Origin of the sequence: Streptomyces bugieae (assembly GCF_036352915.1) — a bacterium.
Taxonomy (GTDB): Bacteria; Actinomycetota; Actinomycetes; order Streptomycetales; family Streptomycetaceae; genus Streptomyces; species Streptomyces endophytica.
In genome coordinates, this window is record NZ_JAZBJP010000001.1 from 145,852 (window position 1) to 171,059 (window position 25,208).

The following is a 25,208-nucleotide window of genomic DNA, read 5'->3' on the forward strand; positions in this document are numbered from 1 at the left end:
TTGGATGGTTGGTTCCGCCCGCGACCTGTCGGACAGGCCCCGGCAAACAGCAGCCCGGCCCGAGCCCATTCATCGCTCCGTAAGCCACCCCGTTACGCGATTTGACTGGGGCTACTGACCAAGCATGGTGAGGAGTTCCAGGCATGACAGAGGACGTCCGGCCCTGGACCCGGCGTCAGGGAAGATGTCCCCGACCCGGTGGGACCGGACCGCGGTGGACCAAGTAGCAGCGTCGACCAGGAAACCGCCAGGACAATCCATTGGTTCGGGCTCCGTGCCCCTGATGGCCCACCAGGGGGCACGTGGTGCTCCGGCGATATTGAGGAGCGGAGCCCCGACCGGTACGACGGTCGGGGCTCCGCTCGTTGGGTTCGACGTCCGCACAACCTCTCTGCGATGGCGGTTCACCGCAGGTCGGCGCGGCGGGGGTGGTGCGCCGCCCATCGCACGGGAGGGTCCAGGAACAGGGCTGTGCCGACACTACCGACGTCCCGTCAGTACTGCTCCCGGGCAGTGGAGACGAGCCTGATCTCCCCATGGCCACGCAGGTCGAGGGGAACCGGGGCGTGGGCGGGCAGCAGTTGAACAGTGGTCGGATCGGGCGTCGAACTTCAGGACCCTTTGCCTCGGGGTCACCTCTGCTCAGGGTTGGACCATTCGACGAACTGGATGATCAGGCCATTGGGATCGGTGATCTGGAACAGGCGCTCACCCCAGGGCTCCTCGCGCAGCGGCATGGTGATGTCGATTCCGGCGTCGCGCAGTCGCTTCTCCTGTTCTTCCAGGCCGCCGTCGAGGGTGAAGGCCAGGATCAGGCCGTCGGCGTGCCGGTCACGCTGCTCGGGCGGCAGCACCTGGATGCCGCGGACGAGCAGAACGACATCGACGGCGTCGGGACGTGACAGGGAGGCGAATCCGTCGGCGGCCTGCTGGACGGTGTAGTCCAGGTGGGTGGTGAAGAACGCCTGGGAGGCGGCGACGTCATCAACGGTCAGCGAGACGGTGGAGGCGGTGAACTGCACGGGGGTCTCCCTGGGTGCGCTGGGGCGGTGGTCGGTAGCGACGGCGAGGCAGGGCGCGGACGCCTCGCACTTGCTGCCGCACGCGGATGCTGTGGTCGGAAGTCGGGCGCCGCTGCTCGGCGCCGCGAGGGAACTGCGCGGGCTGCTGAGCCGAGGCGGAGGGAGGACTCGTCCGTGGGGTCGGCGAGGTTATGGGTGCGCTTGCGCGCCGACGGCGTCCCCCCCTCATGCCCGCGTTCCCTCAGTGTAAATTTACGACGGAGGTAAAGTTAGCCCAGGACCTCCAAGGGCGTCAACATAAAGATGCCATGGGGGTAAGATTGCGTCATGGCTACTCAGGCGCCCGCCCCGGCTACCGGGCTGCGCGAGGCGAAGAAGCAGGAGACCCGGCAGCTCATCTCCGACCACGCAACCCGGCTGTTCATCACCCAGGGTTTCGAGCAGACGACCATCGCCGAAATCGCCGCCGCCGCCCGCGTCGCCAAGAAGACCGTCACCAACTACTTCGCCCGCAAAGAAGACCTGGCCTTGGACCACCAGGAGGAGTTCGCCACCTCCCTGGCCCACACCGTTGCCGCCCGGCACCCGGGCGAATCAGCGCTGGCCGCACTGCGCCGCGCGTTCGCCGACGCCGTGGCCGCCCAGGACTCGGTCGCCGGGTTCTCCGGCCAGGAGTTCGCTCGCATGGTCGCGGACAGCTCCACCCTGACCAACTGCCTGCACGGCCTGCACGAGCAGCGCGAACAGCACCTGACCCAGGCACTCGCCGAGGCCACTGACGCCGACCCCGACGACATCACCGTCCAGACCGCCGCCGGTCTGCTGGGGACCGTCCACCGCGTGCTGTTCCACCGCATCCAGGCGCTCACCCTCGCCGGCCACCCCGACGACGAGATCGCTCGCATCATCGCTGCCGAATCCAACCAAGCCTTCAACCTGCTGGAGCCCGCCCTGTCCGACTACGCCACCGCCTGACGCGTCACTGCCCGTTGGCCCCACCACAACCGCCGTCAGGTCAGCCAGAGTCTGAGGCAGGCGGGGGTGACCAGGGATCCGTAGCGCCGGGCGCCTTTGTCGTACCGAGTTGCCAGGGCCTTGTTGTGCCTGGGCCGGTTGAAGCAGCATCGACGACATTGCGATGCCGGTACGGCCGCCCGGTCGAGCCGACACCGGTTTTCGCCTCACCCGGCCAGGACTTCCCCGTTTTCAAGCCCCGGCCGCAGACTGGCTTCCGCAGAATGCGGTTGACCACCTGCCGGCGGTCGCGGACCGGCCGGCCCTTCCGCGGCGGAGTCGGCGACGGCTCGCTTACCGCCCGCGCCTGATCGGTCAGCTCGTGACGACGCACCACGAACAGACCAACGCGCCAACCACTTTGCGGACAGGCCCTGGTACTCCAGTCAGATCGTTGCCTGAGACTCCCGGGCCGTCGCGACCCGGCACGACAAGCGGGGCCACGTACCCGCTGCGAGAGAGGCACCCCCTGTCGGCCGCTCGCCGCCCGGTCCGGCGCTCACAAGGCCCGGTCCCTTGAGGGGAGATGGCCGGACTTCGTGCTCTCTGCCTACTGATGGTGGGTCAGGCGTGGTTGGCAGTCTTTGTCATGGATTCGTAACGGCGACGAAAGGGGCACAACGGGCGGGGTGGCCGGCTCATCTGGGTAATCAGCAAGGCGCACTGGGCGCCTTCGCGAAGAGGTGGGTCTCCCCATGTGAGGGAGACCCACGGGAGGAAATTCCATGACCAGGACGAAGAAGACCGGGTTGAAGGCGCGGGGCGGCCGGGTGGCCGTGGTCGGGGCGCTGGGTCTGGCCTCAGTGACTCTGGCCGCCGTGCCGGCGTTCGCCAAGGGCAGTGTGGACATCACGGCGCCGCACACGGCGAATGTCGGCAAGACCTTCACGGTCACGGCGCACGGGGACGACGATGCGGCCAGCTATCTGCAGATATGCCTGGAGGGCCGCAGCGCCGGGAAGGCCTGGCACCGGGTGACCTGCGGCGCCGTGGTCGACACGGGCACCGAGGCGAAAGCCACCGCCCATGTCAAGGCCACGCAGCGCGGCATCCTCGAATACCGTGCGATCGTGTACGGCCTGACCAGCCCGAACGACCACCACCCCGTACGCGAGAGGACCTCTGGCCCGGTGAAGGTGAACGTCCGCTGAGTCCCACTGCACGGCCGCGGGCAACCAGCACCACCACTGCCTGCGGCCGGGCGGTTCCCTACCTTTCCAGGAGGTCCCGGCCCGCTTGCCGCTGATCTTCTCCGCGAAGACCTTCAGGCAAATCGGGCCCTGCGCCTGCTCTCGGCCCGGCGTCCGCGCATGTGGACCAGCCACGCCGAGCTCAGAGAGCTTGGCGTGGCCCGGTTCGCGCTGCTCGCTCCGTCTACTGAGCCGACTCGGCCGCCTCGTGAGCCGACTCGACTGCCTCGCAAGCCGGCTTGACCTGCCCGCCGCAGAACACCTCCTTGACGAGCCTCTGCTGCGCCTTCTGGAAAGCCGCCGCCATGGCGGCGAAGTCGAGTTCGGCGTCCCCGCTGGTCAACGAGGCGGTCAGGGTCCTACTGCCGTCGGGCGTGCCGTACATCAGCGCCGCCCAACCAAAGAAGCCGCCGTTGTGGTTGTAGATGGTGCCGCCGCCGTCCGTCTCCTCCACGAACAGCCCCAGGCCGTAGCGGTGTTCGCCGCTCTTGGGGTGTGGTGTGCGCATCTCGGCCAGCAGCGAGTCCGGCAGGAGCTTGCCGCTCATCAGCGCGGAGAAGAACGTGTGGAGATCCTCGGTGGTCGAGATCATGTCGCCGGCGGCGGAGATCCAGGAGACGTTGAAGCGGGTGACGTCGACCAGCTTCCACTGGCCGGCATGCTCGTACCGGTAGTAGCCGTGAGCGTGCGGCTCGGGTATCTCCGGCGAGGCGCCTGGCACCACGGTGCCCGACAGTCCCAGCGGCTGCAGGATCAGCCGCTGCATCTCCTCAGCCAACGAGCGGCCGGTGACCTCCTCGATCAGCAACTTGGCCAGCACGTAGTTGGTGTTGGAGTAGCTCCAGTCCGTCCCCGGCTCGAACCGCGCCGGCTTGGACAACGCCAGCCGTACCAACTCCTCCGCCTGGTAGGTGTGGAACTGGTTGTCCACGTACTCCTGGCCCTGCCAGGGGATCCCCGGCGCGACCGTCCCGTCCTCGTAGTACTCGCCGGTGAAGTTGAACAGCCCACTGGTGTGTTGCAGCAGCATCCGCACCGTGATCCGCCGGTCCAGCCCGAACCGGGGCAGGTAGTCATCCACCGGGCTGTCCAGCCCGATCTTGCCCTCGGCCACCAGTTGCAGCACCACGGTCGCGGTGAACGTCTTGGTGGAACTGCCGATCCGGAACCGCCCGTTGGTCGCCGGCCTGGCGCTCTCGCCCAGCTTGCGCACCCCGGCGCTGCCGACCCACTCGCCCCGCTCATCATTCACGCGCAGCTGCACCCCGGCGAAACCGGATTCGACGATCTCCTCAATGGCCTTCTGCAGCTCCGGGCGATCCTGCCTGGTGGAGGTGAGGGACATGACTGTGCTCCTTATGGGTTGCCTGGGTGGTTGTTGCGATGAGGGTGTGGCTGCCCAGGGTGGCGATGAGGTGGTGCCGGCCGCCGAGGGCGTGGGGCACGGGCGTGAGCGTGCGCGCATCGAGGGCGGTGGCTGTGCTGCGTTCGCATCCCGCACAGCCTGCGCAGCCCGTTCGCCCCGAGAGGTGGGTTGGTACGGAGGGGTGTTCGTTGGGGGTGGGTCAGAGGCTGTGGGCGGTGATGTCGCCGTGGGAGGTGGTGGCGCGGATGTCGAGGTCGGCGGTGCCGTCGTTCTTGAGGGCGTTGCTGATGCGGCCGTGGCTGGTGCCGGCGTCCAGGGTGGCGGAGACTCCGGCGGCGGCGCCGACGGTGATGTCGCCGGACTGGGTGCCCAGCACGACCGTGCCGCCCGTGGCCTGGGTGATGCGGATGTCGCCTCGTGTGGTGGTGATCTTCGCGGTTCCGCCCAGTCGGCCGACTTCGACGTCGCCGTCGACCGCGGTGAGGTGCAGGCTTGCGGTCTCGTCCAGCTTGATCTGGCGGTATGCGCCGTCGAAGGTGACGTCGCCGAGGCGGCCCAGGGTGCGGAGTTCGGCGGCGGCTGTCTTGGCCTGGATGCGGGAGCCGGTGGGCAGCTTGACCGTTACCTCGATGGATCCGGAGGGGCCGAGGTACTGGTTCTTCGCCGCGTTCTCGATCCGCAGGACGCCGTCGTCGAAGGCGATGGTGGTCTGCTGCGCCGCCTTCACATCGCGGCTTTTCGAGGCGTTGGCCGGCAGGACCTCCACGGTGGTGTCGGTCCGGTCCGCGGCGATCAACTGCACGCGTCCGGCGGGGATTTCCAGGACGGCGGCGATCGGGGTGGGGGTGGTGAACTTCTGCATCATGCTCTCCCTTGAGACGTGCGGCTCGCTGTTTCCGAACGTTGGAAACACTACGTTGCTTTCCAGTACACGGCAACGAGATTTCTGCTTCGATGCAGCATTCATGCAGGTCAAGGGTCAATAATCATTGCAACGTTCTCTCGTTTAACGCAACGACCGAAGAGGTATCCGTTGCAATGCGTTGAAGATGAACGCTATGGTGAAGGCCTCAGGGATCGCCCGGCGTCTGGAGCGTCCGACCTCCACGATCACGCGTGAGGTGATGCGCAACGGCGGCCCCAGCGGCTACCGCGCCGACCTGGCCCAGCGCGCCACCCAACAACGCACCCAGCGCCGCAAACAGACCCCAGCCCAGGGATCGCAGGCGCTACCGCAACCCCATGGACGCGACGCCGAAGCCGTACGCGACTACCAGGAGACCCTCACCACCGGCAGCCTGACCGCCGCCGAACTCGCCCAACGCCTCAACGTCAGCCCGGCATCGATCTCCAAAGCCCTCACCTTCCTCGAAGGCCTGGCCCTCGTCCGCCGAGAACGCGACCAACGCCGCCGCGAACGCTACGTCGTCGACGACGACCTCTGGTACCAATCCATGCTCCGCAGCGCCCGCGCCAACGACGAGTTCATCGACACCGCACGACAAGGCATCACCATCCTCGGCCAGGGCACCCCGGCCGCCACCCGCCTCGAAAACGCCGCCCGCTTCCTCGACTTCGTCAGCGAAGCACTCATCCGCGCCGCAGAACAAGGCCGCGAAGTCCTCTACACCAGAACCCAAACCACCACCCCGCAGCACGACACCACCACACCACGCAGCTGACCTGGCGTCAGCATCCCCCGGATACGGCGTGATCAGTGCCGTCGAGGGTGCAGTTGCGCCGGGCGGTGAACTGGGCCTCGATGCGGTTCAGCCACGAGCACTTCGTCGCGGAGCCGGACCCGCAGGCCCTCATGGGCGAAAACGGCTGCGAATGATCCTTAGGAGGCGCCGGGTGATCCGTAGCAGGCGCCGCTGCCCCTCATCGCTGTCGCCCTCGGGGACCGGTACTGGCTCCGCCACCCGCGCAGTCTCCCGGGAAGAGGAGACGTCCGGGTTCAGAACGGACCAGGTGCGTGCCTGCCGGTGCGGCGTCAGGCCAACACTTCTCGGAGCCAGGACCGTTCCGCACGGCTGGTGGCGCGGGCGATGGTGAGCATGCCGCGCCGGTAGGGGTCGTCGGTGTCGTCGACGCCCAGTGGACGGTCACCGTCGTGGAAGAAGCTCGCGGGCTGTTCCAGGAATTGCAGCCGCCTACGCAGTACCGCGTGCTGGTCAGCGGTCTCGGGCAGGTGGGAGAGGAAGGCCAGGACCGTGAAGTACCGGGTGCTGTCGCTGATGTCCAGGCCGTCGGCCTCCCGCAGCCGGTGCAGCAGCTCGCAGCGGCCGGCCTCGGTCAGACTCAGGGTGTGCCGCTGAGCGGCCGAGGCGCCCGGTTCGGTCCGCCGGTCCAACAGCCCGGCGCTGACCAGCCGATTGATCGCCGGGTAGAGGCTGCCATCGCTGACCGGGCGGGCATGGCCGGACAAGTACGCTATCCGGTGCCGCAGTTGATAGCCGTGCAGTGGCCCCTCGGCCAGGAATCCCAGGATCGCGAGCTCAAGCATGCTGCTACTCTCGCACATCGAAACGAGGTATCTCGAAACGAGGTACCACGAGTCGCGATAGGGGGCGGGGATGACATACACGGAGGAATGGGTGACCACGCGGGCGCGCAACGCCTACGAGCAGGGCCGGGCCTCGTTCGACATACGACCCGAACGGGCGGCGCTGCTGGTCATCGACATGCAGGACGAATTCGTGCGGCCCGGCTGGAGTCCCTATTGGGTGCCCGCGGCGACCCGGATGGCGCCCCGGCTTCGGCGGTTGATCGAAGAATGCCGCGCCGCCTCCGTCCCGGTGCTCTGGACCATCTTCGACGACACGCACCTCGGACTGGACCGACCGCACGCCTTGCAGTTCCTCCCACATGCCGACACCGACTGGCGCCGGCCGGGCCCTGCCGAGGTATGGGCCCCGATGGGCCACCACCCCGACGAGGCCGTGATCCGAAAGCCCTCCTACGGGGCGTTCTACGACACGCCGCTCGATACGATGCTGCGCAACCTCGGCCGCGACACGGTCATCGTCACGGGAACCCTCACCAACTACTGCTGTGGCACCACGGCCCGGCAGGCATACGAACGCGGCTACAAGGTCGTCTTCGGATCCGACGTCACAGCCACCGACGACGAGTCCCGGCAAGAACCCGAACTCGCTGTCTTGCGCAAGGGCTTCGCGCTCGTTCTGACCGCCGAGCAGATCACCGACCGGCTGACCGACCGACTGACCACAGCCACCTCAGCGACCGAGGACGAGGACCAGGCGAACGTTGCCTGACGCAGCACCGGCGTGCCTGAAGCCTGTGCAGACCACTGACCAGCGCGAAGCCTCGACAGCATTGGACAAGGCGCGCTGCCCGCGTCCGCGGCAAGGACGGCGGATGCGCAACGGCACGGAGGAGGCCACCGCAGCCTGATCACACATCAACCGGTCCACAACTCTTGACAATAGGTCATGCCCCCTGACAGCAGTGGCACTGCACCACCACTCCCACGAACCGCACCACACCCCGGAGGGGGCGATCAGCGCATGACCAAGCCTGAGAGCGCGGGATACGACTACGACGTCGTCATCAGCGGAGCCAGTCTCGCCGGCAGCGCCGCGGCGATCTTGCTCGCTCGACGCGGCGTCCGCGTCGCACTGCTGGAACGCCGCTCGGACCCCGAAGCGTACAAGGTGCTCTGCACCCACTTCCTCCAGCCCAGCGCCTACCCGGTGCTGGACGAACTCGGTCTCATCCCCGCTCTCGAGAAGGCCGGAGCCGTCCGCAACGAGGCCCGCTGGTACACCCGTTGGGGATGGATCGAGCCGAGACCCGCGCCGGCAGGCCCCGAGCTCCCGTACGCGTACAACATTCGGCGCAGCACCCTCGACCCGTTGATCAGGTCCCATGCGGCGGAGACGCCTGGCGTCGATCTGCTCCTCGGTCACCAGGTGACCGGGCTGGTCCAGGAAGCCGGGCGAACCTTGGGGGTGCGCGCGTCGACATCACAGGGCGAGCGCGAGATCCGGGCCCGACTGGTGGTCGGCGCCGACGGCAAGGACTCGGCCGTGGCAAAGTTCGCCGGGGTGCCTGCTCGGCGGTACGAGAACGCGCGGTTCGGCTATTTCGCGCACTTCCGCGATCTTCCGCTGCACGGTGGGGTCAGTCACGCCTGGTTCCTCGAGCCCGACATGGCCTACGCGTTTCCCAACGACGACGGGGTAGCGGTCATCGCGGTGCTCCCGGACAAGAAGCGGCTGCCGGCCTTCCGGGAAGACCTGGAGGGTAGTTTCTTCGCATTCATCCGCGCCCTACCCGAGGCACCGCCCATCGACTCCGCCGAGCGCATCACGAAGATCACCGGAACTGTCGACTACCCACTTCACAGCCGCAAGCCGACCGCACCGGGCGTTGCGTTCATCGGTGACGCCGCCCTGACCGGCGACCCCGTGTGGGGAGTGGGATGTGGGTGGGCTCTGGAGTCCGCGCAATGGTTGGCAGAGGCGGTCGCCTCGGCCGCAACCGGTCGGGGCGACCTCAATAGATCGCTCGTGGCGTACGCACGCAGACACCGGCGCCGGCTGCGTGGTCACCAGTATCTGGCCACCGACTTCGCCAAGGCCCGTCCGTTCAACCCCTTGGAGCGGCTGATGTATTCGGCGGCAGCGCGCGATGAGTCGGTGGCGCGGCACATGCATCTCTTCGCATCCCGCCTGATCGGTCCGCTGCGTTTCTTGAACCCCATGGCAGTGGCGAAGGCTGCGGCCGTCAACATCAAGCATCGCGGGACGGCTGTGCCACCCGCGCACCTGTCACACACGGAGTCGTGAATCGGCCCCCTCCGACTCCACTCTTCCGCGGCCTCTTCTTTCGCCTTGCCGGTGCAGGGCCGGTGGGCCCCCACCGGCAAGGCTTCGGCGCTCAGGGTTCCCGCTCTCAACCTCTGGGCAACGGACTGCCCGCAGCGAGGTGGCGCAGCGTGGTGATCGAGGGGGTGAAGGCGTACAAGGATCCCTTGGTGGTGACGCACTGCGCCATGCTGATCGTGGCCTTCGGTCCGCGCGGCGGGTCGAGCGCGATCTCACCACCGCCGTCGGGCCCGGTGACCTTATCGATGCAGTTGGGCGCCCCCGTTTCCCCAGGAGTGAACCTCGGGTTGTTGGACCAGATCGCCTGGACGAATTCGAACTGCTCCTCGAATGACGTGCCGTAGCAGACGAACATCAGGCCGCGGTCCGCCTTGGGGTCATCCTCCAGGACAGGGCCGTAGGGGATGCCCCTGCGCATGATGCGGTTGCTGTCCACGGGGATGTTGGGGCTGGCCTTGCGGGGATTGGTTCGGCGGATGTGCGCAGCGCAGGGGGTCTGGCCGCCGTCCGCGTCGTCCGCGTAGTCGAAATCGTTGGCGTCGCCGCCGAGGCCCTTCAGGCGATCGGTGGGGGTCGCCAAGGGCGTGCCGTCCAGGTGCCTGCCCACCAGGCACGCTCCCAGTTGGGTGGCATCGAGCTCCGGTACGAACTTCGCGGCCTGCTTCGCCACGGCGTCGCGCCAGCCCTGGACGTCCTGGCTCATGCGGCGCACGACCTGGAGCGAACCGTTCTTCATCCAGGCGGGTCCGGTGCGGTTCTTGCTGTTCGGCTCGGTCTTGTAGCCGAAGACGAACTCACCCGGTTCGATGAGCTTGGCGCCGGGGCGGTTCTCGCGGAAGCCTGGCTTGGTGGGCTCCTCGCGGTGGAATTCCTTGACACCGGGCTGGGAGATGCCGTCCTTGTAGCCGAAGTGCTCATGGCCCTTCAGCTTGCCGGGCAGCGTCTGACCGTCGTCCTGATGGACCAACGTCATGTCGTGCGCCTCGTCCGCGGCCTTGATGTTCTGCAGCTTCGCCTCGAGCGCCTCCGGGCTGTCCGAGGCCACCAGGAGGACCGCGTGCACCATGGTGCTGGGCGAGCCGAACAGCCAGTTCTTCGGGTCGCTTGCTCCGGTGTCGCTGAGTTTCGCGGCACTCGCGGCCGCACCGTTGAGCAGTTGCGGGAAGTTCTTGAGGTCTTCCCTGAGCACCTGCTCGCTGTCCGCGGCGACACTGAGCAGGCCCGGGAAGGTGAGGGAAACCCCGACCCAGGTCGCCTGCTTCGCCGGGTCGTGGCCGTATGCCCGGCGGGCCAGCGAGAACTCCTCGTTGAAGTCCTCCACGTCGGCGGTCACCGACACGCTGTTGAGGATCACGGACAGCCATCCGCGCCCCTTCGCCTTGTCCTCCGGGAACCGCATGTAGCGGAACGCCATGTAGTCCTTGTTGAACGCGGCCAGGACATTGCCCTGGATCTCCCGCGACGTACGGAGCGTGGGTGTGGGCAGCTGCTCCATTGCGGGCGCAGCGGTGGGGCGCATGCGGGTGGTGGTCATGCGACACTCCCGATCACATAGAGTGCGTTTATGATTACAAATATGTAACTATGAAAATTTCCCTCGTTTTAAACAGTTGCTGCGCCAGTCGAGTCCCCAGCCATCCGACGAGCACGGAACCGTGCGGGAGCCCGACATTGCGGTGCGGCCGGCACACGTCAGCGAGCGCCGGAACGCCATACCCGGCGCACTACGAGTGGCCCCGGTTCTTGCGCTGCGCCACCCTGAAGATCAGGCCCAGGTAACTGACCCTGAGGTTGCCGTGCCGCTCCCCTGCGCCTCGGCCACAAGGACGCCGCGAGGTAACTCTCATGGGGGAGGTTGATCGTCTCTTCGGATGAGGCCTCATCATCGTGGTACGGCCACGATGGCGCCATGATGATCAAGCGTTCTGTGGACGACGCAGCGCGTCCGGCCCTCCACGAGACACCCCGTCTGGGGCTGGGCCGATGGCCAGGACTCGGTGCCGCGGCGTGGGGGCTGCTGTTCGCTGTGCCCAGTTTCGCCTGGGCGATGGGCAGCGACTTCGGCGCCCAGTCGACCATTTCCCCGTCGCTGGTGAAGCTCGCTCACGACCGGGTGACGTGGTTCGTGGCCGTCTTGTGGGTGACCGGTTTCCTGAAGCTCTTCGGTGCGCTGGTGGGAATCGGTCTGACGCGCCGGCGCGGCAGAGGGGTCAGCCCCCTCATGGTGTTCTGTGGCGGCGGTGCGGCGGTGCTGCTTGTCTGGCACGGTTGTCTCTTCGTGGCGCACGGAGTGCTGGTGGAGAGTGCCGTTCTCTCCGCTGTGCCTGACCTGGTCGGGCTGACGCGCTGGTACCTGTATCTGTGGGGACCGTGGTTCATCGTCGGCGGTCTGGCCTTCGCCGCCGCTACCACGAGGTATGTCCGCCGACAGGACGTCCGGCGCGAGGTGCGGCTCTTCGGCGCTACGGGAGCACTGGGTGCGTTGCTCCTGTCGATGGTCTCGACCGTCACCGGGATCGGCTGATGACCGGCGTCAAGCAGGACGGGTACGACGACCGAGCAGTGACCATCGTGCCTCGGTCCGCCTGACGTTCCCGCCTGGCATCACCAACGGCGCACGCGCACGGTCTTCCGCGGCCCGGATACCCGGTCAGGCACCGGAGTACATCAGGCACGTATCCGCCGCCCCAGACTCCCTGGATACGCACTGCCGGGACGGCCCCGCGCTGTCCCGCTCAGGCGCCCTCCCTTGAGCACGTTCGGCCTTCGGCGGCCTTGCCGCCCAACAGGGGGCACTGATCGCGCAGGCGCCGGTGAGAAGATCTCCTCATGGATGCGAGTGCAGAGCCCGAGATGGTCGCAGTGCCCGCGGGTCAGGTGACGCTGTCGGACCGGCGGACCCAACGCAGTTGGACGGTTGAGCTCGCGCCCTGTCAGCTCGCGAGGTACCCGGTCACCCAAGACGTGTACGCGCAGGTCACCGGCCAACACCCGAGCAGCGCCCAGGGTGATCAGCTGCCCGTCGAGAGCGTCTCCTGGTGGGATGCGATCCGGTTCTGCAACGCCTTGTCCCAGCGAGACGGATTCACTCCCGCCTACCGCTTCCGGGCCGAGAGCGATGACGTCGCATGGGACGCATCGGCCGACGGATACCGGCTGCCGACCGAGGCGGAATGGGAGTATGCCTGTCGGGCAGGTACGGCCGGACCGCGTTTCGGTCCTCTTGACGAGGTTGCCTGGCATCGAGGCAACTCCGACGAGCGGATCCACGCGGTGGGAGGCAAGCGGCCCAACCCGTGGGGCGTGCACGACATGCTCGGCAACGTGTGGGAGTGGTGCTGGGACATCTACGACGCGGAGGTCTACGGCTGCTATCGGGTGCTGCGCGGGGGCGGCTGGTTCGATGAACACTGGAGCTGCCGGGCCTCTGTGCGGCGTCGCAGCCACCCCACATTTCGCGTCGACGACGTCGGATTCCGCCTTGCACGTTCAGGGTGGGCTGATGCGCAGCACTCACTGAAGGCGGGTCTTCCGGGAGGGTGAAGAGGTCGATCGTGGCTGCTGAACGGCTTGCGGCCGGGTGGGTCCGAAGCTGGTGCGAGCGGGCGGAAGTGGCCCTCGCGAAGCTGGTGGAGTCGTTCGAGGAGCGGCACGGATTCCCGCCGGGCCAGAACGTGGTCGCGTGGGCCACGGACGAGAGTCACCAGGCGACGGACGAGTTGGTGGAGCTGACGCCGATACCCTCGGATCTCACGACGATGTACTGGGTGATCGGCGAGGTCTCCCTGCCCGATGTGGACAGCGGCTACTTCGTCCACTCAGCTTCAGTGGTCGCACGCCACTTCCGCGAGAACGGGGCCCTCCAGATCAACGGGGAAGAGCCGGCCCTGGTGTTCGCCAGCGATGGCGGCGGCCATCTGTTCGCGCTGGCAGGCTCCGGGCGGGTCTGGAGGTCCACCACCGCCTCGTGGTTCGCCCAGTTCGATCTCAACGCGGCAAGCCTCCAGGAGTTCTTCGAAGGGCTGGCTCGTCGGATCAACAGTCAGCTCTGACCGGCGGCGGCGAGCGCCAGGGCGTCAGGCAGCTCGGAGCCCAGCTGCTTCGGCGCTCACCGCCGGCGTGTGCTGCGGGGAACTTCAGGCCCAGTGGCCTGCGGCGGCAGCCTCGGTGACGAAGTCCTCGAAAGGCCGCGGCGGCCGATTGAGGGCTCGTTCCACTCCGTCGCAGAGCGCGGCGCCCGAGCCGCGGCCGATGGTCATGAGGATTTCGGCGAAGAGTCGCGCCACGGCGGGTGAGGCGCCTGCAGCGACCTGGCGCTGGACAAAGACCTCCGGATCAACATCGACGTGCCGAACCGTGCGCCCGGTTGCCTTGGCGATGAGGTCCGCCGCTTCACCGAAGCTGATCGCCCGCGGGCCGGTCAACTCGTAGGTCTGGCCGTGGTGACGGTCTTCGGTCAGCGCCGATGCGGCGACCGCGGCGATGTCCTCGGCGTCGATGAAGGGAGTACGCCCGTCGCCGGTGGGCAGAGCCAGGGTTCCGGCAAGGATGCCAGGCAGCCAAGGGCCCTCGCTGAAGTTTTGCGAGAACCAGTTCGGGCGCAGGATGGCCCAGTCAACGCCTGAGCCACGCACGGCCTGCTCGGCGGCATGCAGGGGGTGATCCTCTTCATCGGCGCGCGGGGCGGACAACAGCACCAGCCGCCGCACGCCCGCGGTCACCGCCTTGGTCACGAACCGGGGGACGCGCGCTTGGTGGTCCGTGCTCGCCCGCAGGTTGGGCTCCACGAGGTAGGCGGCGGTGACCCCGTCGAGCGCGGGCTTCCATGTCGTCGGGTCGTCGAGGTCGAAGCGGATGTCGCCGCCGGTGCGGGACGCGGTTCGGACGGGCCGTCCGGCGGCCGTCAGGTGCCGGGCGATGCGGCTGCCGGTCTTTCCGGTGCCACCGAGAATGAGGATGGTGTTCTGCATGCCGTCCAGACAACTCCAAGAGCCTGTAGACCTTCCATGGGAGAACGTCGAATCCACCTTTGTGATCGTCCAACGTGCGGAGGGGACGTCCTCTAACGTGGGAATGTGGACGTCCTCAGTGATCTGCTCCATCGGGCCCGTGCCAGGAACGCGTTGGTCAGGCAGCTGATCCAACGTCCGCCGTGGTCGCTGACGTTCGCCGACGCTCCACCGCTCACGGTCGTGACCACACTCGCCGGCCACGCCTCCATCCGGTTCGACGAGGCGGGCACTGCGCCCGTACGTCTCAGCGCGGGTGACATCGCCCTGATCACCGGACCCGGCCGCTACACCATCGCCGACGCCCCCTCCACCCCGCCTCAGGTCGTGATCCACGGGCGGAACAAACACCTCGTCGGCGGTCGCCAAGAAACTCTGGGCCTGGCCCGGAGCCTGGGCCCGCGTACCTACGGCGACGGTGCGCCCGGGGCCACGGTCATGCTCCGGGGCGCCTACGAGCTCCGCGGCGACGTCGGCGACCGCCTGCTGGGCATGCTCCCACCAGTGGCGACCGTGCCCTCCGGGCCCGCGACTCGCGCGGCGCTCGATCTCCTCGCCACCGAGGTCACCCGCGACGAACCAGGTCAGGACACTGTCCTCGACCGGGCGCTGGACCTCGTGCTCGTGCTGGCATTGCGTGCATGGTGCGCCAGACCGGGCAGAGCGCCCGCCTGGTACCAGGCGCTGGCCGATCCCGCGATCGGCGACGCGCTGCGCCTGCTGCATGAGGAGCCCGGCCGTCGCTGGACGGTCGCCGAGTTGGCCACCCAGGCCGGTATGTCCCGCGCCGCTTTCGCCGCTCGCTTCACCGCGCTGGTCGGTGAACCCCCGATTGCCTACCTCACCGGCTGGCGGATGGCCTTGGGGGCGGACCTGCTCCGTAACACCGAGGCGACCGTCGCTGCCGTGGCCCACGAGGTGGGGTACGACGATCCCTTCGCTTTCAGCGTGGCGTTCAAGCGCGCCCGGGGCGTCACCCCCTCGACCTGGCGCCGCCAGGCCCATTGATTGCCGCACCTGAGGGTCTTGTCTGTGCGGTTCGCAGATGAGCGGATCTTTGTCTGTTGCACGGCTGCCTGCTCGCACTGACTGCGAATGCGCTGGGAACGGCGAGCGGACACGATCGACGCTTTCCCAACTCGCCTACTGTGCCTGGTCGCAGGCCGCTCGCTGACGTCGTCGCGGTCAGGAAGTGACCAGGGCGGTCAGGCCGTAGTCCAGCTCTGCACCGTCGACGAGCATCGCCTCGATCGTGCGCGTACTGGGGTCGATGTCGGCCACGATCCCGTGCCCGGCGTAGCGGGGGTAGCCCGAGGCGCCCATCTCGCCCGTCGCCTCGACGACCGCGGAGCGCACGGCTGAGTCCTCGACGGAGGCACCGCCTCTGTCCTCGACATGTTCAGGGACCAACAAGATCGTGAAGCGCCGCGGCTGTGTAGTCACGCTCCGATATTTAAGTGCCTGTGGCACGAGCCGTGGGTCAGGCGCGCGGCATCGGAGGGCCGCATGTGAGCGTTCCCCACCGAGGCTGCCGGGGCCGCCGACGCCGCGCGGCTTCGGCGGGCTGTGATCGGCCCTGGTGGTGTGGTGCCCGACAACGTCTCGCGGCGGGAGCGGGCCCGGCAGCAATCGGCAGGGACCCGCTCTCCTGATCTTTCGCGGCGAAGGATGACAAACACCCATAGGATGGATACTGCCGATGCATCGGCGTGCCACACAGGCACGTCAAGGCGGTGCGGTAGGGCGATCGACCCGGGGACGGGATGCCTATGGATCAGGCCGCCGGTCCGGCGCGGACCGTCATCCTGACTGTGGACGACGACCCGGGCGTGTCCCGTGCCGTCGCCCGCGATCTGCGGCGACGCTACGGTGCCTCGTACCGGATCGTACGCGCGGAGTCCGGTGAGTCCGCTCTTGCCGCCCTGCGCGAGCTGAAGCTGCGCGGTGGCCCCGTCGCGGTGATCGTGGCCGACTACCGGATGCCGAACATGAACGGCATCGAGTTCCTCGAGCAGGCACTCGACATCTACCCCGACACCCGGCGGGTCCTGCTGACCGCGTACGCGGACACCGATGCGGCCATCGACGCGATCAACGTCGTCGACCTCGATCACTACCTCCTCAAGCCCTGGGAGCCGCCCGAGGAGAAGCTCTACCCCGTCATCGACGATCTCCTGTCGGCCTGGCGGGCCACCGACCACCGGCCGGTGCCCCTCACCAAGGTCGTCGGACACCGCTGGTCGGCGCGTTCGTCGGCCGTACGGGAGTTCCTGGCCCGCAACCAGGTGCCGTACCGGTGGTACTCGTCCGACGACCCGGAAGGCCGGCGGCTGCTGTGCGCCGCGGGCCAGGAGGGCCTGCGGCTCCCGCTGGTGATCACTCCGGACGGCACGGCCCTCATCGAACCCGAGGACCGGGAGCTCGCCACGCGGGTCGGCCTGGCGACGACCCCGGCAACCGACGTCTACGACCTCGTCATCATCGGCGGCGGACCAGCCGGCTTGGGTGCGGCGGTGTACGGGGCCTCCGAGGGCCTGCGGACCGTCCTCGTGGAACGCTCCGCGACCGGAGGCCAGGCAGGCCAGAGCTCGCGCATCGAGAACTATCTCGGATTCCCGGACGGAGTGTCCGGGGCACAGCTCACCGACCGGGCGCGGCGCCAGGCAGCGAAGTTCGGTGCCGAGATACTGACCGCGTGCGAGGTCACCGGGCTGGAGATCAATGGCGCGTCACGCGTCGTCCGGTTCTCGGACGGCTCCGCTGTCGCCGCGCACTCCGTGATTCTCGCGACCGGCGTGTCGTACCGGCAACTGGATGCACCCCACGTGGCCGAATTGACCGGCTGCGGAGTGTTCTACGGCTCGGCTCTGACCGAAGCAGCCGCGTGCCAGGGCCACGACGTGTACATCGTGGGCGGCGCGAACTCCGCAGGCCAGGCCGCGATATACCTGGCCCGGAGCGCCAAGTCGGTCACCGTACTGGTACGTAAGCCGTCCTTGTCCACGTCGATGTCGCACTACCTCATCCAGCAGGTGGACGAGACACCCACGATCTCCGTGCGGACCAACACGGTGGTCGACGCCGCCCACGGCTCGCGCCAACTGGAACGGCTCACCCTGCGCGACATCGCGACCGGCCACACCGAACTCGTCGACGCCCAGTGGCTGTTCGTCTTCATCGGCGCAGCGCCGCTGACCGACTGGCTGGAGGGTACGGTGCTCCGGGACTCCCGCGGGTTCATCCTGACCGGCCCCGATCTGACCGCCGACGGACGCCCGCCGGCCGGCTGGGAGTTGGACCGGCCGCCCTACCACTTGGAGACCAACGTCCCGGGCGTGTTCGTGGCCGGGGACGCCCGCGCCGAGTCCGCCAAGCGTGTCGCTTCCGCGGTAGGAGAGGGAGCCATGGCCGTCATGCTCGCCCACCGATATCTGGAGCAGTCATGAACGGCCGGCCGCTGCCGTGCAGCCAGGAAGAACTCGGCTCGCTGTTCCTGTTCGAGAAGCTGGCCCCCGACCAGATCGCCCGGCTCTGCCGCGAAGGCCGCGTGGAGGAGTTCGAGCCCGGTCCCGTGTACGCCGAGGGCGACGATGCCACGTGCTTCTACGTGCTGCTCGAAGGGACCATCGTGCTCTCGCGCCGGATCGGGGACTACGACGTGGAGATCACCCGCAGCTCCAGCCGCGGGGTGTACGCGGGAGCCTTCCAGGCCTATCTGGGCGACCGCCTGCGGCAGGTGTACAACAGCTCCCTGCGGGTCATCGAACCCACACGCTTTTTCGTGCTGCCCGCGGAGACCTTCGCCGCGATCATGCGTGAGTGGTTTCCCATGGCCGTGCACCTCCTCGAAGGCCTCTTCTTCGGCGCCAAAAGCGTCCAGGAGGCCGTCGGCCAGCGCGAACGGCTGCTGGCTCTCGGGTCGCTGTCCGCCGGGCTGACCCATGAGCTGAACAACCCCGCCGCCGCTGCCGTGCGAGCAACGTCCGCGCTCCGTGAGCGTGTTGCCGGGATGCGCCACAAGCTCGGTGTCATCGCGGCACGCCCGTACCGGCGCGACAGCCTGGAGACGCTCATCGAGGTCCAAGAACGCACCGCCGAACGCGTCGCCAAGGCCACCACCCTGAGTCCGTTGGAAGCCTCGGACCGGGAGGACGCCCTCTCCGACTGGCTGGACGACCACGGCATCGCGGACGGATGGCAGCTCGCGCCGACCTTCGTACAGGCCGGCCTCGACATCGACTGGCTGGACCAGGTCGCCGCGGCGGTGGACGCGGACACCCTCGAAGGTGCCGTGCGGTGGCTCAACTGCACTGTCGAAATAGAGGTGTTGATGAACGAGATCGAGGAGTCGACCACCCGCGTCTCGGCCCTCGTGACCGCGGCGAAACAGTACTCGCAACTCGATCGAGCGCCCCACCAGGTCGCAGATGTGCATGAGCTGCTCGACAGCACCCTGCTGATGGTCTCCGCGAAGATCGGGCCCCACATCACCGTCGTCAAGGACTACGACCGCAGCCTGCCGAAGATCCCCGGCTACCCCAGCGAGCTCAACCAGGTATGGACGAATCTGATCGACAACGCCGTCTCGGCGATGGACAGCACGGGCGCCGACGGAACGTTGACCGTACGAACCGCGCGTGATGGAGACCATCTACTCGTCGAATTCCGCGACACCGGTCCAGGAATCCCCGCAGAGTTCCGCGATCGCATCTTCGACCCCTTCTTCACCACCAAACCGGTGGGCCAAGGCACCGGTCTCGGCTTGGACATCTCATGGCGCATCGTCGTCAACAAGCACAAGGGGGATTTGCGGTTCCAGTCCGTCCCCGGCGACACGCGGTTCCAGGTACGCCTCCCGCTGGCCTCCACCGACCCCCATCTTCCACAGGAGGAGTCCTCATGAGCTCTCCCGACGGAATCGACCCCTCGGTCCCACCCAGCGGAACCGGATGCGCCGAGTGTGACGCGGCCGGCGGCTGGTGGTTCCACCTGCGACGCTGCGCACAGTGCGGCCACATCGGCTGCTGCGACGACTCGCCGGCCAAGCACGGGACGGCTCACGCACGGGCCACCGGGCACCCGCTGATCCGCAGCTTCGAACCGGGCGAAACGTGGTTCTACAACTACGAGACCTCGGAGATGTACGCCTCGGGCCCGCCCCTGGCTCCTCCCGAGAGCCACCCGGCCGATCAGCCCACCCCCGGCCCGGCGGGACGGGTCCCGGAGGACTGGGCCGACCGTCTGGGGTAGGCAGGCGGGACCGCTACACCCCACCCAGGCCCATCACCGTCGGGCCAGCGGAGGCCTCTCGCGTCTACTCGCCGACGCTGCCGTCAGCGAGCTCGCGGGCGATGTCGAGGTGTCCGGTGTGCCGCGCGTACTCCTGGAGCAGGTGGAACAGGATCCAGCCCAACGCGGGCCGTTCCCCCTCCGGCAGCACTTTCCCACCGAGGGTCGCGGCGCGGTCCTCCCATCGTGCTCCGGCAACGATCGCTCGGGAGCGGTCGCACTGTTCCTCGAAGAATGCCCTGATCTCTTCGAACGTCTCCTCCGGGCCGACCCGCCACCTACCACCGCGGCATTCCAGGTCACCCCACGGCTCGCTTACGGTCACCCCGGCAAATCCCCACTGGAGCCACCGCATCTCGACATGGGCCAGATGCTTGAGCAATTCCAGCGGCGCCCACCCCGAGGGCACTCTGCTGCGGCGCAACTCCTCGTCGGACAGACCGTCGAGCTTGCGCAGCACCGTGTTGCGGTAGAAGTCGAGGTACCCCGCCATAAGTTCATCCGGGACCGAAAGGGTCATGGGCGGTTCTTCCATGAATTCCATAAGACTCTCCCCTGGTATCTGGAGCCGGTGTGACCCCGTGAGTCCGTTCACCCAGCCCTCGATATGCTGACACAACCGTCGTCGAGTGGGCCCTGGGCGCCGTCCACATCTGAACGGGCAGGCCGAAGTCGGCCGGCTGATCGCCTCACTTCGCAGGAGTGACTACTCTCCGGTGGCACCGTCGATCTGTTCGCGGAGCATGTCGGCGTGACCGTTGTGCCGCGCGTATTCCTCGATCATGTGGGTGAGGACATAGCGGAGAGTGAAGACGTCTTCACCCCATTGCACAGTGCTGTCGAGGGATTCGGTGGCGTCCACAATTGCACGGGACCGCGCGCACGCTGTCTGCCAGGTCGTGAAAGCCTCGTCAGGGTCAACCGAGTCGACATCGAATTCGGCGAATGTGTCGTGCACGGCTCCCGGCCAATAGGCCCGGATGTCCTCGCCGTTCCACACGACCTGGAACCAGCTCCGCTCGACCTCCGCCAGATGCCGGACCAGCCCGAGCAGAGACAGGCCGGATGGTGGAACAGCCCTCTCCTTCAGGTGCTCAGCGGTCAGCCCGGCGCACTTCATGGCGAGAGTCTCGCGCTGATACTGCAGGAAGCCGCTCAACGAGGCACGCTCGTCCGCTGTCCGCGGGGGCTCCGTCCGCTGCTGATCACTCATCCGGGCATCGTGCCAAGGTTCCGGCACCTCATCCTCCCGTTTTCCCCGTTCCCCCGTGCCTGAGCGGTGTCAGGAGTCACCGGCGGCCACCTGCCTCCCGGCCGGCTCCACAGGCTCGGAAAGTCCACGGCGAGACTAGTGACCTAGCTTGCTAGGATGCTAGCATCGGCTCGTGAGCGATGAGGAAGTCAAGCAGTTCAACGTCTACCTGCCGATCGGGCTGATCAAGCAGGTCAAGTTCCGCGCCATCGAGTCGGGCATGTCGTTGTCGGCGTTGGTGGCTGACGCACTGCGCGCCTACCTCGACGACACCCACGGGCACAGACAGCAATCGACCGACAAGGAGACCTGACATGGCGACCGAAGGCATCGAGGCCGTGTTCCTGACGACCCACAACTGGGGTAAGGCGGCGAAGTTCTTCCAGGCGCTGGGCTACGAGTTGGAGTTCTCGACCGACCACAACTCCGGCCGGCTCCGCAACGGCGACGGGCCATACGTCTTCATCGCCGAGGTCCCCGCGGACCAGGAGCCCCAGACGCAGATGGTGTTGAAGGTACCGAACGCAGACACGTTCCGTCCCGATCCTGCCGTCGAGGTGGTCACACCGTTCGAGGACACCCATTACGGGACCAAGGAGATGACCGTCCGCGACCCCGACGGGCGTCTGTGGAGCCTCCAAGCTCCCACCAAGAACTGACTGTGCAGCGAAGGGGAAGAAGGGGGAACACCATGGCAGACGCACAGATCGAGGCACCGGACAACACTGCGGTGCGGACCGCCCTGTGGCGGGCAATGCACGTCCAGGTCGACCCGCCACCGCACGTGCTCAAGGACGAGATCGGTCTGCGGCTGGCGGCCCCGGACGCCGACTGGCGCCACCGCCCCGACATGGACCCGCACACCACCAGAGGATTCCGGGCAGCCATGGTGGCCCGCGCCCGTTTCATCGAGGACCTGATCACTGAGCAGGCCGACCGAGGTGTCACCCAGTACGTCATCCTGGGAGCCGGCCTGGACACCTTCGCCCAGCGCAGGCCGGAGATCGCCTCCCGCCTACGGGTCTTCGAGGTCGACCAGCCCGGAACCCAGGCATGGAAGCGCCACCGCCTGGTCGAACTCGGCTACGGCATCCCCGACTGGCTGCACCTGGTGCCGGTCGACTTCGAGGCGAGCGAAGACTGGCTGAAGAAGCTGGCCGCTGCCGGCTTCGATTCCACCCGGCCGGCGGTCATCGTCTCCACCGGCGTCACCATGTACCTCACCAAAGAGGCCACCGCGGCCACCCTGCGCCAGATCACGGGGCTCGCACCCGGATCGACGCTCGCCATGTCCTTCCTGCTGCCGGCCGAACTGCTCGACGACGCCGATCGCTCCGGCCTCCGGACGAGCAAGGCAGGCGCGCAAGCATCCGGAACGCCGTTCATCAGCTTCTACACCCCGTCCGAGATGCTGGCACTGGCCCGTGAAGCCGGCTTCGAAGACACCCGACACGTGTCGGGGCGTTCCCTCGCCGAGCGCTACTTCGCCGGTCGCACCGACGGCCTCCGCCCGACAAGCGGAGAAGACCTGCTGCTGGCCACCACCTGACGCCCCCCTCCTCGGCATCCGTTCCAGGAAGCCTGCGCGCCTTCCGCCGAGGGCACCCGCCCGTGCCTCAGGCCATCTCATGTGGCGGCGGATAACAACGGGTGCTGCGGGAGAGCTCGCGGATCGTTGCGGGCGACGGATCAGTCGAGGAGGTCCTCGGCCGAGGGATACTTCACTCCTCGGCGGCGGGAGATCCAATAGGTGCGCTCCCGGGCAACCGGCTCCACGGTGAGGATCTTCCACTGAGGCCGTCTGAGGGAACGACGCCCGCGTGTGGAGCGTGTGGTATTCGTTGCGAAAGGCCGTTGAGATGCTGCCGAATCTCAGGGAGGGTCTGGAGCATGGAGTACTTCTGCTACCACCGCGACCGGCCCGGATCCCTCACGTTGCGCAACGAGCTGGTGGAAGAGCACTGGTCCTACATGGACCGGTACGAGAAGGAGATCATCGCTCGCGGCCCGACGTTCGCCAGTGACGGCGAAACGCCCAGCGGCAGCCTCCACATCGTCGACCTGCCGGACCCCGCCGCCGCCCGCGCGTTCGCCTTCGACGAGCCCAACTACCAGGCCGGTGTGTACCGGGATGTGCTGCTGCGTCGGTGGCGCAACCTGCTGGGGCGCACCATGTGGGATTTCCCTGGAGGCCGGACCGGTGGCAATCGGTACCTGGTGCTCGGCCTCGGCTCGGGGCAGCCCGCCGACGTCGATGTGCCACCTCACCAGGACGATGTGATCGCGTACGGGCCACTGTTGTCCGACGACGGCGCCACCTGGCTGGGCACGGCAGCGCTGGTCCGGGCCCTGGCCCCGGACTCTGCACGCGCCATCCTGACTGCGGACCGGTATGCCGACATCGAGGTCCACGACTGGGAGTTCGGCGGGCGGCGGTGACCCAAGGACACTCCACAGGAGGTCCAGGACGGCGGCTTCCGCGGCGACGAGAATCGTGCTTCGCACGGAGCTCACGGGCTGGTCGAGTTGCGCGAACGCGCTGCGTCAACGGCAGCGTCGACCCTCTCGACCAGCTGTGGCTCCCTCTGCACGAGACAGCCGACTCCATGGACCAACTGCACGGCCACGGTGCCCCTGCTATGCCTGTCCGCTGAAATGACGGTGAAGCCGTTCCTGGACTTCCTGAAGCGCCTGGGTGTGCTGTTTGAGCCTGGACAGGCGTGCCCGTGCCGTGGCCGCGTAGCCGTCCTCCCCCTCCGCCTCCGCGTCGCCCAACGCCGCCGCAAAGAGATACCCGCCCAGAGCGTCCACGGCCGATGCCGGATCGGCGTCCTGACCGCTGCGCAGCAGGCAGCGGTCCAAAGGTACGGCGTTGTCGGGCACCACGTTGGAGACCACGGAAGGCTGCCAGTCCTCTGCGTTGTTGAGGGTGGGATGGGTGTCGAACCGAACGGTGACTGATTCACCGGAGGGAATCTCCACGTCGTAACGCCCCTGATCGTCCGTATAGACGTGCTTGATGCGCGACAGATCGCGACGGTAGACGCTGACCTGGATCAGCCGAATCGGTTCATTTCCATCGATGGTTCGCACATGGCCATGCATGAAGGTCTCCTCCCAGCGAGACGCGCCGCATATGGCGCGCACGGCCGACGCAACCTTGGTCGCACGAGGCATCAGCGGTCGGGGTGGTCAGCTCCATGCCTCGGTCGTGACGTGCTCACCTCGCCAGACGTAGGCTCCCGCTCATTCGCTATCGGATACAGGGTGACCGGCGCTACCTGAAAAGCCGGGCAGGTAGCCACCATGTGTGTTCCTGAGGAACCCATAGGAATGCCTCGCACCGAATGACGTGCAAGCGCCTTCGATCCCTCCCTTTCACCCAGTCTGTCCGAGCTCGAAACCCGCCACCACTTGAGGCGGCAGGTCCCCGGACGAAGGCTTGGGACGACCCGACAACACCCGATGGCACAAGGAAAACCGTCGAGAGAAGTCGAGAGAAACCGTCAAGTGGCGGCGCCCCGGATCCGGCGTCATCCTTTTGCTGAGAGATCTCTGGAGTCGTCGCCCCCGGCATCGCCACCTCTGGAGCCGTCATGGCCGTGCACTTCGACATCAACCTGATCGTCGTCTCGGAGGACATCTTCACTCCGGCCGAGTTGAAGCAGGTCAACGACTCCGTGGACATCATGAAGACGATCTTCGCCACCCATGGTCCGGTGATCGGTACGGTAAACCGCTTCAAGATCCAGCACAGGGTCGCCGGGGTGGACGCGATCATCTTCAACTCGGCCGACGCCGCAGCCCTGGCCGACCGGTTTGCCGTGCGCAGCAACGACGCTCTCGATGTGTTCGTCGTGAAGCGCATGTTCCATCCCACGGACGTCGGATACGCCCCCACGCCCGGCGCGTGCGGGAAGAACAAGGCCAGGGGTGGGCTGAGAGCACCGGTGGTGTCCCTGAACGGCAGCACGGCGGACAGCGGCAACACCTTCGCCCACGAGGTCGGTCACTTCCTGGGCCTGCCGCACTGCGAGAAGGACGAATCGCTGTGCGGCCCCGCGAACTTCATGCGGGCGCAGTCGGGTACCAACACGGGGGTCACGCCCGCCCAGGCGGTCAAGATGATCACACATTGCCAGGTCACCCTGTAGGTCAGATCACCCTGTAGGTCAGACCCCCTGTCACACCCCAGAGGGTTGCGAGAGAGGCG

General features: G+C 67.4%; 27 protein-coding genes and 1 pseudogene. 17 read left to right on the top strand and 11 right to left on the bottom strand.

Going from position 1 to position 25,208, the window contains the following annotated elements; translation table 11 throughout:
- Positions 1-632: 632 nt before the first annotated feature.
- The gene (locus V2J85_RS00725; protein ID WP_330820294.1) at positions 633-1,022 is read right to left on the bottom strand and encodes a VOC family protein; all 390 of its coding nucleotides are present in this window, start codon (positions 1,020-1,022) and stop codon (positions 633-635) included.
- A gap of 327 nt (positions 1,023-1,349) precedes the next feature.
- On the opposite strand from V2J85_RS00725, the gene V2J85_RS00730 reads away from it, so the two are divergent.
- Together V2J85_RS00730 and V2J85_RS00740 are read left to right on the top strand one after the other, a co-directional pair.
- Positions 1,350-1,997 carry a TetR/AcrR family transcriptional regulator gene (locus V2J85_RS00730; RefSeq protein ID WP_261953642.1) on the top strand — a complete coding sequence of 216 codons (648 nt, stop codon included), beginning with the start codon at positions 1,350-1,352 and terminating at the stop codon, positions 1,995-1,997.
- A 764-nt stretch (positions 1,998-2,761) separates the two neighbouring features.
- Positions 2,762-3,187 carry a hypothetical protein gene (locus V2J85_RS00740; RefSeq protein WP_261953641.1) on the top strand — a complete coding sequence of 142 codons (426 nt, stop codon included), beginning with the start codon at positions 2,762-2,764 and terminating at the stop codon, positions 3,185-3,187.
- A 223-nt stretch (positions 3,188-3,410) separates the two neighbouring features.
- On the opposite strand, the gene V2J85_RS00745 is transcribed toward V2J85_RS00740, so the two are convergent.
- Both V2J85_RS00745 and V2J85_RS00750 read right to left on the bottom strand, forming a co-directional pair.
- Positions 3,411-4,571 carry a serine hydrolase domain-containing protein gene (locus tag V2J85_RS00745; RefSeq protein WP_261953640.1) on the bottom strand — a complete coding sequence of 387 codons (1,161 nt, stop codon included), beginning with the start codon at positions 4,569-4,571 and terminating at the stop codon, positions 3,411-3,413.
- A gap of 220 nt (positions 4,572-4,791) precedes the next feature.
- Positions 4,792-5,454, bottom strand: coding sequence for a DUF4097 family beta strand repeat-containing protein (locus V2J85_RS00750; RefSeq protein WP_330820735.1), 663 nt, complete (start codon positions 5,452-5,454; stop codon positions 4,792-4,794).
- 187 nt (positions 5,455-5,641) lie between these two features.
- Here V2J85_RS00750 and V2J85_RS00755 point away from each other — a divergent pair, with 187 nt between their 5' ends.
- On the top strand, positions 5,642-6,274 hold the full coding sequence (locus tag V2J85_RS00755; protein ID WP_419836720.1) for a MarR family transcriptional regulator: 633 nt from the start codon (positions 5,642-5,644) through the stop codon (positions 6,272-6,274).
- A gap of 25 nt (positions 6,275-6,299) precedes the next feature.
- On the opposite strand, the pseudogene V2J85_RS00760 reads toward V2J85_RS00755, so the two are convergent.
- Both V2J85_RS00760 and V2J85_RS00765 read right to left on the bottom strand, forming a co-directional pair.
- Positions 6,300-6,380 (bottom strand): annotated as a pseudogene (locus V2J85_RS00760) (transposase); the annotation flags it as partial.
- A 205-nt stretch (positions 6,381-6,585) separates the two neighbouring features.
- Positions 6,586-7,098: a PadR family transcriptional regulator gene (locus V2J85_RS00765; protein ID WP_330820297.1), complete on the bottom strand. Its 513-nt coding sequence runs from the start codon at positions 7,096-7,098 to the stop codon at positions 6,586-6,588.
- A 70-nt stretch (positions 7,099-7,168) separates the two neighbouring features.
- On the opposite strand from V2J85_RS00765, the gene V2J85_RS00770 reads away from it, so the two are divergent.
- Both V2J85_RS00770 and V2J85_RS00775 read left to right on the top strand, forming a co-directional pair.
- A complete protein-coding gene (locus V2J85_RS00770; protein WP_330820298.1) occupies positions 7,169-7,870 on the top strand; it encodes a cysteine hydrolase family protein in 702 nt (233 codons plus the stop codon).
- A 252-nt stretch (positions 7,871-8,122) separates the two neighbouring features.
- Positions 8,123-9,406 (top strand): NAD(P)/FAD-dependent oxidoreductase, encoded by a 1,284-nt coding sequence (locus tag V2J85_RS00775; protein WP_330820299.1) that lies wholly within the window; start codon positions 8,123-8,125, stop codon positions 9,404-9,406.
- 106 nt (positions 9,407-9,512) lie between these two features.
- Here V2J85_RS00775 and V2J85_RS00780 read toward each other — a convergent pair whose 3' ends face one another.
- Positions 9,513-10,979 carry a Dyp-type peroxidase gene (locus V2J85_RS00780; RefSeq protein ID WP_261953635.1) on the bottom strand — a complete coding sequence of 489 codons (1,467 nt, stop codon included), beginning with the start codon at positions 10,977-10,979 and terminating at the stop codon, positions 9,513-9,515.
- A 375-nt stretch (positions 10,980-11,354) separates the two neighbouring features.
- Between V2J85_RS00780 and V2J85_RS00785 the strand changes: the two genes are divergently transcribed.
- The 3 genes from V2J85_RS00785 to V2J85_RS00795 all read left to right on the top strand — a co-directional run bounded on the left by V2J85_RS00785 (position 11,355) and on the right by V2J85_RS00795 (position 13,497).
- A complete protein-coding gene (locus tag V2J85_RS00785; RefSeq protein ID WP_330820300.1) occupies positions 11,355-11,969 on the top strand; it encodes a DUF3995 domain-containing protein in 615 nt (204 codons plus the stop codon).
- A gap of 305 nt (positions 11,970-12,274) precedes the next feature.
- Positions 12,275-12,988, top strand: coding sequence for a formylglycine-generating enzyme family protein (locus tag V2J85_RS00790; RefSeq protein WP_261953633.1), 714 nt, complete (start codon positions 12,275-12,277; stop codon positions 12,986-12,988).
- An 11-nt stretch (positions 12,989-12,999) separates the two neighbouring features.
- Complete coding sequence (locus V2J85_RS00795; RefSeq protein WP_330820301.1) at positions 13,000-13,497, top strand: hypothetical protein; 498 nt, start codon at positions 13,000-13,002, stop codon at positions 13,495-13,497.
- A gap of 84 nt (positions 13,498-13,581) precedes the next feature.
- Here V2J85_RS00795 and V2J85_RS00800 read toward each other — a convergent pair whose 3' ends face one another.
- Positions 13,582-14,415, bottom strand: coding sequence for an NmrA family NAD(P)-binding protein (locus V2J85_RS00800; protein ID WP_330820302.1), 834 nt, complete (start codon positions 14,413-14,415; stop codon positions 13,582-13,584).
- 105 nt (positions 14,416-14,520) lie between these two features.
- On the opposite strand from V2J85_RS00800, the gene V2J85_RS00805 reads away from it, so the two are divergent.
- Entirely contained in the window at positions 14,521-15,462 is a 942-nt protein-coding gene (locus V2J85_RS00805; protein ID WP_261953630.1) for an AraC family transcriptional regulator, read from the top strand.
- Positions 15,463-15,639: 177 nt separating this feature from the next.
- Here the strand turns inward: V2J85_RS00805 and V2J85_RS00810 are convergent, their stop codons facing one another.
- On the bottom strand, positions 15,640-15,897 hold the full coding sequence (locus V2J85_RS00810) for a hypothetical protein (protein WP_261953629.1): 258 nt from the start codon (positions 15,895-15,897) through the stop codon (positions 15,640-15,642).
- A gap of 326 nt (positions 15,898-16,223) precedes the next feature.
- Between V2J85_RS00810 and V2J85_RS00815 the strand changes: the two genes are divergently transcribed.
- The 3 genes from V2J85_RS00815 to V2J85_RS00825 are packed head-to-tail and all read left to right on the top strand — an operon-like array spanning position 16,224 to position 19,704.
- The gene (locus V2J85_RS00815; RefSeq protein ID WP_330820736.1) at positions 16,224-17,900 is read left to right on the top strand and encodes an NAD(P)/FAD-dependent oxidoreductase; all 1,677 of its coding nucleotides are present in this window, start codon (positions 16,224-16,226) and stop codon (positions 17,898-17,900) included.
- Positions 17,897-19,357, top strand: a complete 1,461-nt coding sequence (locus tag V2J85_RS00820; RefSeq protein ID WP_261953628.1) for an ATP-binding protein — start codon at positions 17,897-17,899, stop codon at positions 19,355-19,357. The genes V2J85_RS00815 and V2J85_RS00820 overlap by 4 nt, the downstream gene beginning before the upstream one ends.
- A complete protein-coding gene (locus V2J85_RS00825) occupies positions 19,354-19,704 on the top strand; it encodes a UBP-type zinc finger domain-containing protein (protein ID WP_053924787.1) in 351 nt (116 codons plus the stop codon). Before V2J85_RS00820 ends, V2J85_RS00825 begins: the two co-directional genes overlap by 4 nt.
- A 64-nt stretch (positions 19,705-19,768) precedes the next feature.
- On the opposite strand, the gene V2J85_RS00830 is transcribed toward V2J85_RS00825, so the two are convergent.
- A complete protein-coding gene (locus tag V2J85_RS00830; protein WP_330820303.1) occupies positions 19,769-20,263 on the bottom strand; it encodes a DinB family protein in 495 nt (164 codons plus the stop codon).
- Positions 20,264-20,449: 186 nt separating this feature from the next.
- Positions 20,450-20,956 carry a DinB family protein gene (locus tag V2J85_RS00835; RefSeq protein ID WP_330820304.1) on the bottom strand — a complete coding sequence of 169 codons (507 nt, stop codon included), beginning with the start codon at positions 20,954-20,956 and terminating at the stop codon, positions 20,450-20,452.
- 172 nt (positions 20,957-21,128) lie between these two features.
- Between V2J85_RS00835 and V2J85_RS00840 the strand changes: the two genes are divergently transcribed.
- From V2J85_RS00840 to V2J85_RS00855, 4 genes are all read left to right on the top strand, one after another.
- Positions 21,129-21,308, top strand: coding sequence for a ribbon-helix-helix domain-containing protein (locus V2J85_RS00840; RefSeq protein WP_261953625.1), 180 nt, complete (start codon positions 21,129-21,131; stop codon positions 21,306-21,308).
- Position 21,309: 1 nt separating this feature from the next.
- Complete coding sequence (locus V2J85_RS00845) at positions 21,310-21,654, top strand: VOC family protein (RefSeq protein WP_261953624.1); 345 nt, start codon at positions 21,310-21,312, stop codon at positions 21,652-21,654.
- A 32-nt stretch (positions 21,655-21,686) separates the two neighbouring features.
- The gene (locus V2J85_RS00850; protein WP_261953623.1) at positions 21,687-22,544 is read left to right on the top strand and encodes a class I SAM-dependent methyltransferase; all 858 of its coding nucleotides are present in this window, start codon (positions 21,687-21,689) and stop codon (positions 22,542-22,544) included.
- A gap of 341 nt (positions 22,545-22,885) precedes the next feature.
- The gene (locus V2J85_RS00855) at positions 22,886-23,434 is read left to right on the top strand and encodes a YciI family protein (RefSeq protein WP_261953622.1); all 549 of its coding nucleotides are present in this window, start codon (positions 22,886-22,888) and stop codon (positions 23,432-23,434) included.
- Between the two features lie 198 nt (positions 23,435-23,632).
- On the opposite strand, the gene V2J85_RS00860 is transcribed toward V2J85_RS00855, so the two are convergent.
- Positions 23,633-24,100 (bottom strand): carboxypeptidase regulatory-like domain-containing protein, encoded by a 468-nt coding sequence (locus V2J85_RS00860; protein WP_261953621.1) that lies wholly within the window; start codon positions 24,098-24,100, stop codon positions 23,633-23,635.
- Between the two features lie 491 nt (positions 24,101-24,591).
- Between V2J85_RS00860 and V2J85_RS00865 the strand changes: the two genes are divergently transcribed.
- Positions 24,592-25,149 carry a zinc-dependent metalloprotease family protein gene (locus tag V2J85_RS00865; RefSeq protein WP_261953620.1) on the top strand — a complete coding sequence of 186 codons (558 nt, stop codon included), beginning with the start codon at positions 24,592-24,594 and terminating at the stop codon, positions 25,147-25,149.
- Positions 25,150-25,208 lie beyond the last annotated feature (59 nt).

What these genes read in the sequence shown, in the direction of transcription:
- V2J85_RS00730 (WP_261953642.1), top strand. Translation starts at nt 1,350, where the DNA reads ATGGCTACTCAGGCGCCCGCCCCGGCTACCGGGCTGCGCGAGGCGAAG.
- V2J85_RS00740 (WP_261953641.1), top strand. Translation starts at nt 2,762, where the DNA reads ATGACCAGGACGAAGAAGACCGGGTTGAAGGCGCGGGGCGGCCGGGTG.
- V2J85_RS00745 (WP_261953640.1), bottom strand. Translation starts at nt 4,571, where the DNA reads ATGTCCCTCACCTCCACCAGGCAGGATCGCCCGGAGCTGCAGAAGGCC.
- V2J85_RS00750 (WP_330820735.1), bottom strand. Translation starts at nt 5,454, where the DNA reads ATGCAGAAGTTCACCACCCCCACCCCGATCGCCGCCGTCCTGGAAATC.
- V2J85_RS00755 (WP_419836720.1), top strand. Translation starts at nt 5,642, where the DNA reads ATGAACGCTATGGTGAAGGCCTCAGGGATCGCCCGGCGTCTGGAGCGT.
- V2J85_RS00765 (WP_330820297.1), bottom strand. Translation starts at nt 7,098, where the DNA reads ATGCTTGAGCTCGCGATCCTGGGATTCCTGGCCGAGGGGCCACTGCAC.
- V2J85_RS00770 (WP_330820298.1), top strand. Translation starts at nt 7,169, where the DNA reads ATGACATACACGGAGGAATGGGTGACCACGCGGGCGCGCAACGCCTAC.
- V2J85_RS00775 (WP_330820299.1), top strand. Translation starts at nt 8,123, where the DNA reads ATGACCAAGCCTGAGAGCGCGGGATACGACTACGACGTCGTCATCAGC.
- V2J85_RS00780 (WP_261953635.1), bottom strand. Translation starts at nt 10,979, where the DNA reads ATGACCACCACCCGCATGCGCCCCACCGCTGCGCCCGCAATGGAGCAG.
- V2J85_RS00785 (WP_330820300.1), top strand. Translation starts at nt 11,355, where the DNA reads ATGATGATCAAGCGTTCTGTGGACGACGCAGCGCGTCCGGCCCTCCAC.
- V2J85_RS00790 (WP_261953633.1), top strand. Translation starts at nt 12,275, where the DNA reads ATGGATGCGAGTGCAGAGCCCGAGATGGTCGCAGTGCCCGCGGGTCAG.
- V2J85_RS00800 (WP_330820302.1), bottom strand. Translation starts at nt 14,415, where the DNA reads ATGCAGAACACCATCCTCATTCTCGGTGGCACCGGAAAGACCGGCAGC.
- V2J85_RS00815 (WP_330820736.1), top strand. Translation starts at nt 16,224, where the DNA reads ATGGATCAGGCCGCCGGTCCGGCGCGGACCGTCATCCTGACTGTGGAC.
- V2J85_RS00820 (WP_261953628.1), top strand. Translation starts at nt 17,897, where the DNA reads ATGAACGGCCGGCCGCTGCCGTGCAGCCAGGAAGAACTCGGCTCGCTG.
- V2J85_RS00825 (WP_053924787.1), top strand. Translation starts at nt 19,354, where the DNA reads ATGAGCTCTCCCGACGGAATCGACCCCTCGGTCCCACCCAGCGGAACC.
- V2J85_RS00830 (WP_330820303.1), bottom strand. Translation starts at nt 20,263, where the DNA reads ATGACCCTTTCGGTCCCGGATGAACTTATGGCGGGGTACCTCGACTTC.
- V2J85_RS00835 (WP_330820304.1), bottom strand. Translation starts at nt 20,956, where the DNA reads ATGAGTGATCAGCAGCGGACGGAGCCCCCGCGGACAGCGGACGAGCGT.
- V2J85_RS00845 (WP_261953624.1), top strand. Translation starts at nt 21,310, where the DNA reads ATGGCGACCGAAGGCATCGAGGCCGTGTTCCTGACGACCCACAACTGG.
- V2J85_RS00850 (WP_261953623.1), top strand. Translation starts at nt 21,687, where the DNA reads ATGGCAGACGCACAGATCGAGGCACCGGACAACACTGCGGTGCGGACC.
- V2J85_RS00855 (WP_261953622.1), top strand. Translation starts at nt 22,886, where the DNA reads ATGGAGTACTTCTGCTACCACCGCGACCGGCCCGGATCCCTCACGTTG.
- V2J85_RS00860 (WP_261953621.1), bottom strand. Translation starts at nt 24,100, where the DNA reads ATGCATGGCCATGTGCGAACCATCGATGGAAATGAACCGATTCGGCTG.
- V2J85_RS00865 (WP_261953620.1), top strand. Translation starts at nt 24,592, where the DNA reads ATGGCCGTGCACTTCGACATCAACCTGATCGTCGTCTCGGAGGACATC.